General features: G+C 33.6%; 6 protein-coding genes. 4 read left to right on the forward strand and 2 right to left on the reverse strand.

Features of this window, described 5'->3' with window-relative positions:
- The first annotated feature begins 199 nt into the window (after positions 1-199).
- From QQZ16_RS22930 to QQZ16_RS22940, 3 genes are all read left to right on the forward strand, one after another.
- Positions 200-1681 (forward strand): lmo1851 family serine protease, encoded by a 1482-nt coding sequence (locus tag QQZ16_RS22930; RefSeq protein WP_419181482.1) that lies wholly within the window; start codon positions 200-202, stop codon positions 1679-1681.
- Between the two features lie 96 nt (positions 1682-1777).
- Complete coding sequence (locus QQZ16_RS22935; RefSeq protein WP_031535988.1) at positions 1778-2683, forward strand: CobW family GTP-binding protein; 906 nt, start codon at positions 1778-1780, stop codon at positions 2681-2683.
- Positions 2684-2820: 137 nt separating this feature from the next.
- The gene (locus tag QQZ16_RS22940; RefSeq protein WP_235252780.1) at positions 2821-3642 is read left to right on the forward strand and encodes a hypothetical protein; all 822 of its coding nucleotides are present in this window, start codon (positions 2821-2823) and stop codon (positions 3640-3642) included.
- A 259-nt stretch (positions 3643-3901) separates the two neighbouring features.
- Here the strand turns inward: QQZ16_RS22940 and QQZ16_RS22945 are convergent, their stop codons facing one another.
- Positions 3902-4087, reverse strand: a complete 186-nt coding sequence (locus tag QQZ16_RS22945) for a hypothetical protein (protein ID WP_284561835.1) — start codon at positions 4085-4087, stop codon at positions 3902-3904.
- A gap of 155 nt (positions 4088-4242) precedes the next feature.
- Entirely contained in the window at positions 4243-4488 is a 246-nt protein-coding gene (locus QQZ16_RS22950) for a DNA alkylation repair protein (RefSeq protein WP_235252781.1), read from the reverse strand.
- A 495-nt stretch (positions 4489-4983) separates the two neighbouring features.
- Between QQZ16_RS22950 and QQZ16_RS22955 the strand changes: the two genes are divergently transcribed.
- A complete protein-coding gene (locus tag QQZ16_RS22955; protein WP_235252782.1) occupies positions 4984-5757 on the forward strand; it encodes a CAP domain-containing protein in 774 nt (257 codons plus the stop codon).
- Positions 5758-5956 lie beyond the last annotated feature (199 nt).

Raw genomic sequence — 5956 nt, forward strand, 5'->3', positions numbered from 1 at the left:
TTAGTGGATTTGGACGGGTTACCACCTGACTTATCCATTATAAAGGACTTTTTCTATGCATAAAATAATAAAAGTGAACATTTCGAGTATTTTTAATAGTGAAATTAAATTAATGCAACACTAGTGATTTGATTAAATAAAAATAAAAATGGTATTCTATTTTTATACATAGTGTATAACTCTCTTGGAAACGAAAGTGGTGAGGCATTTGGATAACGAAAAAAACAGTAATGAAAAGGAATTAGAACAAGAAAGTGGACAAGGATATATAAAAATAAAAAAGTTTTATTTTGTCATGCTTTTATTTGTTGTTGTAATTGCAGCAGCAGGTATAACTACAATTGCTTTTTCTTTTGGTGAGGAACCTGCTGTAACTGTAAATAATCAACGAGATGAATTTAATAAATTGTATACAGCGTATGATACATTAATGGATGATTATTATAAGGATTTAACTTCGGAGGATTTAGTTAATGGTGCTATTGATGGAATGTTCACAGCACTAGATGATCCATATTCTGATTATATGAATGAGGAAGAAGCCGCAAGTTTTCAAGAAAGTATCTCTTCTTCTTTCGAAGGAATAGGTGCTGAAATTCAGGAACAAGATGATAGCATCGTCGTCGTATCACCCATTAAAGGTTCTCCAGCTGAAAAGGCTGGAATTAAGCCGAACGATAAAATTCTAACAGTAGACGGGAAATCTCTACAAGGTATGAGTTCTTCTGAAGCAGTTCTGTTAATACGTGGTGAAAAAGGAACAAAAGTAGATTTAGAAATAGAACGTGCAGGTGCAAGTGATCCATTAAAAATAACAATCACAAGAGATACGATTCCGATTGAGACAGTTTATGGAGAAATGGAAAAAGATAAAATCGCTAAAATACAAATAACAAGCTTTTCAGAACATACAGCGTCAGAATTAGTTGAAATCTTAAATAAATACCAGGAAGAGGGTATGGAAGGAATTGTCCTCGATTTAAGACATAATCCTGGTGGGATACTTGAAGAAGTGAAAAAAATTGCAGATCTCTTTGTTCCAAACGGAGAAATTATTTATCAAATTGAACATAAAAATGGTACGGTTGACAAAGTTACCTCTCAAAATAGCAACAATATGGATATTCCGCTTGTTGTGCTCATTGACGGAGGAAGTGCAAGTGCTTCTGAAATTTTAGCTGGTGCTGTTAATCAATCTGCAGACGTTCCATTAGTTGGTGTTAAATCGTTTGGAAAAGGAACTGTCCAACGTGCAGAGAGCTTTACAGATGGAAGCAATATTAAGTATACAATTGATAAGTGGCTAACTCCTAATGGCAGCTGGATACATGAAAAGGGAATTGAGCCAACCTATAAAGTGGAGCTTCCAAGCTATGCAAGCCTTACAATGATCAATCCTGAAAGTAAATTGAAAAAAGGCAGTAATTCAGAAGAAGTTAAAATAGCACAAGAAATGCTAAAAGCATTAGGGTATGAAATAGACAATACCAATGGTTATTTTGATGAAAGTACTGAAAAAGCAACAAAAGAGTTCCAAAAGAAAGAAAAATTAAAAGAAGACGGAGTTATTACTGACAAGACAACTACGCAATTAATGAATAAACTTAGTGAAAAACTCCAAAAATCAGATACACAAATGAATAAAGCAATAGAAGTATTAAAAAAGGAAATGGAAAAATAAGCTTTAACATCGAAGAATAGGGTGACAATTTGTCATCCTCTTTTTCATAGGCTGTTTTCAATAGTAAAAAGACAATAGTAAAAGGACGTTATAAAGATGAAACAGACAGATATCTATGTATTATCCGGTTTTCTAGGCAGTGGAAAAACTACGTTATTAAAGGAAATTTTAAAAAAAGAAAAGGAAATTGGACGAAAAGTAGCCGTCTTAATGAATGAATTAGGTAAAGTATCGATTGATTCGAATGAAATAGAGGAAGATATTCCTTTAAAAGAGTTGCTCGGAGGATGTGTGTGCTGCACTATACAAGATGAGGTGGAAGCCCAAATTCAAACATTATTAATGGAAGAAAAACCAGATGTGATATATTTCGAGACAACAGGAGCTGCACATCCAGTAGAAACGATCGATGGAATTCTATCTCCCATTTTCGCAGATCGTCTTCGATTTAAAGGGATAATAACAGTAATAAATGGAAAGCAGTGGATAGAGCGAGCTACATTAAACGCCCCAGTTCAACAGCTAATCTTGGAGCAAGCCAGACATGCTAGTTTATTAATCATTAATAAAGAAGATCAATTGACGGAAGCAGAAAAAGCAAAAATTAGTTTTGAACTTCAATCCATTTCCCCACATGCATTTACTATATTAACAACCTTTTCAAAATTTCCATTTGAAAAATTACTGGAAATGAATACACAGGTTTACGATAACGTACAAAAAACGTCAATCCATAAATTACACTTGAGTACTTTTGTGTATACGTTTAAAAAAATGATTGCTGCAGATGAATTTGAAACCTTTTTAAGAGAGCTTCCAGATACGATTTATAGAATAAAAGGATATGTTCAATTTCACCAAGCAAAATATCCAGATTTGTTTCAATACTCATATGGAATGCCTTTATTCATGCAAGAAGACATGAAAATGCCATTAAATATGGTATTTATAGGGGAAAACATAGACTGGAAATTGGTTGAAGAATCACTAAATAAATTATAAGATATTGGTTTTTTTAGCAAGGATCCTTTCATATAATATAGTTTGGTAATTGTTAGCAATGAGTAAAATAGAATGAGTACAGTAGAGAAAAAGGGGCAAACTTTCATTATTCAAATAAAAGTGAATGGGGGTCCTTTGTGTACAGAAAAATTTTATTTATGGTTATATGTTATCAATTTTTGGTTTCTGCGATTTCAGTGCGAGCTGCAGAAGAAGAAATAACCTCTCCTATTAGTTTTGATATTCAACTGTTAAATTGGAATACAATAAATGAAATGATTCCTAGATACAGTAAGTTTACCATTATTGATATAGAGACAAAGAAGCAGTTTAAAGTACAACGGAGAGCTGGAAGCCAGCATGCTGATGTGCAGCCTCTAAGTGTGAAGGATACAAAGATAATGAAAGAAATATATGACGGAAAATGGAGCTGGCGAAGAAGAGCGATTCTTATAATGGTAGATGACCAATTGTTTGCTGCATCGATGCATGGGATGCCGCACGGCGCAGGTGCTTTAAATAACGATTTTCCTGGTCATTTCTGTGTGCACTTTTTAGGGAGTACCACACATAAGACAGAGAAGATGGACTTTTCCCATAAATTAATGGTGTATAAGGCTGCTGGCCATTTAAAAGAGTATTTAGAGCAGATGAATCCTAGCGAGGTTGCCCAAGCGTATACTGCTGGATTAAAGGAAAAGGATACTACCATTTTGCGGTACATTTCAACGAAACAGGAATGGTGGACAGCGTTAGAACCAATCGAAAATATAAAAATTAATCGATTACAAGAGCCTGACCACCAACAGTTTGAACAAGCATTACAAATTGATCTTCCAATTGAGTGGAATATTTACGTAAAGAACGAGAAACCAAAAAGTATAAACAAGGAGCTAGTAATAATCAGAAGCTCCCCACTAGAACCTTGGAAGGTTAAAGTAGAAGAACCATTATTTTAATAGCTATAAATAATGCTCCTTCTCATATTGTTTATCTATGGATTTTAAAAAAGTCGTTCTATTGGCTATAGATGCAGACATTCGTTCATGCAGAGGAGGAAACTATGCCTCCTCTCTGCATGAACGACAGGACGGGGGCTATACCCTTTCCTCTATTGAGGCAATAGCTCGCTTTCAAATAAATAAATCCTCGTTTAAGGAGAACTATACTTATTCAGTGTCTTCTCCTCCTTTCAACTTAGTTTTTAAAGTGTCTTTTTCAATAAAAGAAAATACCACTAATTAAGGGGAAAAACAGAGCAGCCTGAATACCACTCTCCCCTTGGAAAGCAAAGTGGTATTCAGGCTGTAGGTATAATAATAGACCTCCCGTTATTGTATTCATTTTAAGTAAAATACTTTTTACCATAACTCCTCTTTTTTGAGTAAACTCAATTGTTACCACTTTTATTGGCGACAGGACTATTACCTTTTGCTTTTGAACGTAAGATAGGTAGTTTAACTGTCCGTTATTCTGAATTTTCATCTACTCTAATCTTACAGTGGGGAACGAAGGGAAATCCCCACACAAGTTTCACTTTACTGAAAGGTTACTTTTCGTTATCCCTTCATTTCTCCAAACTTAATAAATGTTTTTTCGTCTTCCACTAAGCCGCAAGCAGCACACTGAATTCGATATTCTGGTCCAGAATAACCCATATGGAAAGGAGATAGGTTATCAGATGAATATTCCTCCATAACATTACCTGTTTGTGGATCTAATTTAACTGATTGAGAAACTTGCTTAATAATATTAAAGCGACTTCGATTCGTCTTGCAATTGGGGCAGCAATACGGTGTATTCATATCATTACTCCATTCTTTATAGATATTATTCCTAATTATATTTCCAATCTTATCGTTTTTTTATGCATATAGCAGAAGTAGAAATAAGGAATCATCCTTTTTTACTCATTAATACAAATAGTTCTTTAAGCTCCCACTGTAACAACTTGTACATTTTTGTTAACACATTGACTTTAATGTTATTTTCATTCGAAAAAAAATGTCTGTCAAGCATCATTTGTTGTCCAAAATATAGGTTTCTATAATATAATTCCCATTAATGGTTTTTTTATCCATTCTATTTATGGATAAAATAAAGGATATATTTTGGTTGATGTATCTATTATTCTATTCATTTTCCTGTTTTTTCCTATATACATTCTTTGTTATCTAACAACTAATTGGCTTTTTTATCCAAAAATATGACAAAAAACCTATGTTATGATTTTCGTAGTAAGTCGAAAACAACAAAATCTATTAAACTTTCGATTTGGACAACTAAGGAGGAAATATAGAATGAAAAAGAAAAATTTAATTTTTTCAGTAGCGGCAGCATCAACATTGATGGCAACTCCACTAGCAAGCAAAGCAGAGGCTGCTACAGTTCAACCAAAAGAGGCAAAAGTAATCTATCAATCATATAATCTTTCAGAAGAGCAACTTAATAAAATAGTAAATGATTTTTCTAGTAATTATCAAATTGATTTGGATAAAGTATGGAGTGAATGGAAAGAGTCAATTGCAAAACAACAAACATATCAATCTGAAAACAAACAAACGGAAGTTAAGAAGGATAATACAGAACAAATAGACAAAAAAAACCAAGAGCAATCAAAGCCTGAAACAACTACTTCACAAAATAATAAGGTAGCTGAACCTACTAATAATAAGGTTGAGGATGCAACTGCTTCGGTAAGCGCTTTTGAAAAAGAAGTAGTAGAATTAACTAATAAAGAAAGAGCTAACTATGATTTACCAGCCCTTACTTTAGATAGCGAATTAAGTAAGGTTGCTAAAGCAAAGTCACAAGATATGAGTACAAATAATTATTTTGACCATACAAGCTCAACCTATGGCAGTCCCTTTGACATGATGGAGCAATTTGGCATCACGTATAAAGCGGCAGGAGAAAATATTGCCAAAGGCCAAAAAACACCAGAAGAAGTAGTAAAGGAATGGATGAATAGTGAAGGACATCGTGCAAATATTCTAAGTGATAAATTTACACATATAGGTGTTGGATATGTTGAAAATGGTAATTATTGGACACAGCAATTTATCGGAAAGTAACACCAATAATATTATCGATATAAAATAATTAAACATGCAACTCTACAGAATTTTTTTCTGATAGAGTTGTTTTTTTTGATGGTTTCGAAAACCCCTGGCTATGCCGGGGGTTCCGGAGAGCTTATAGCGAGGTAACAAAAAAACCTCCTTTCATGGTAGGATAAAGTTGGTTTCCCGACCACTTTATCTCACGCAAGAA

Origin of the sequence: Bacillus sp. T2.9-1 (assembly GCF_950097965.1) — a bacterium.
In the GTDB taxonomy this organism is placed as follows: Bacteria; Bacillota; Bacilli; order Bacillales; family Cytobacillaceae; genus Niallia; species Niallia hominis.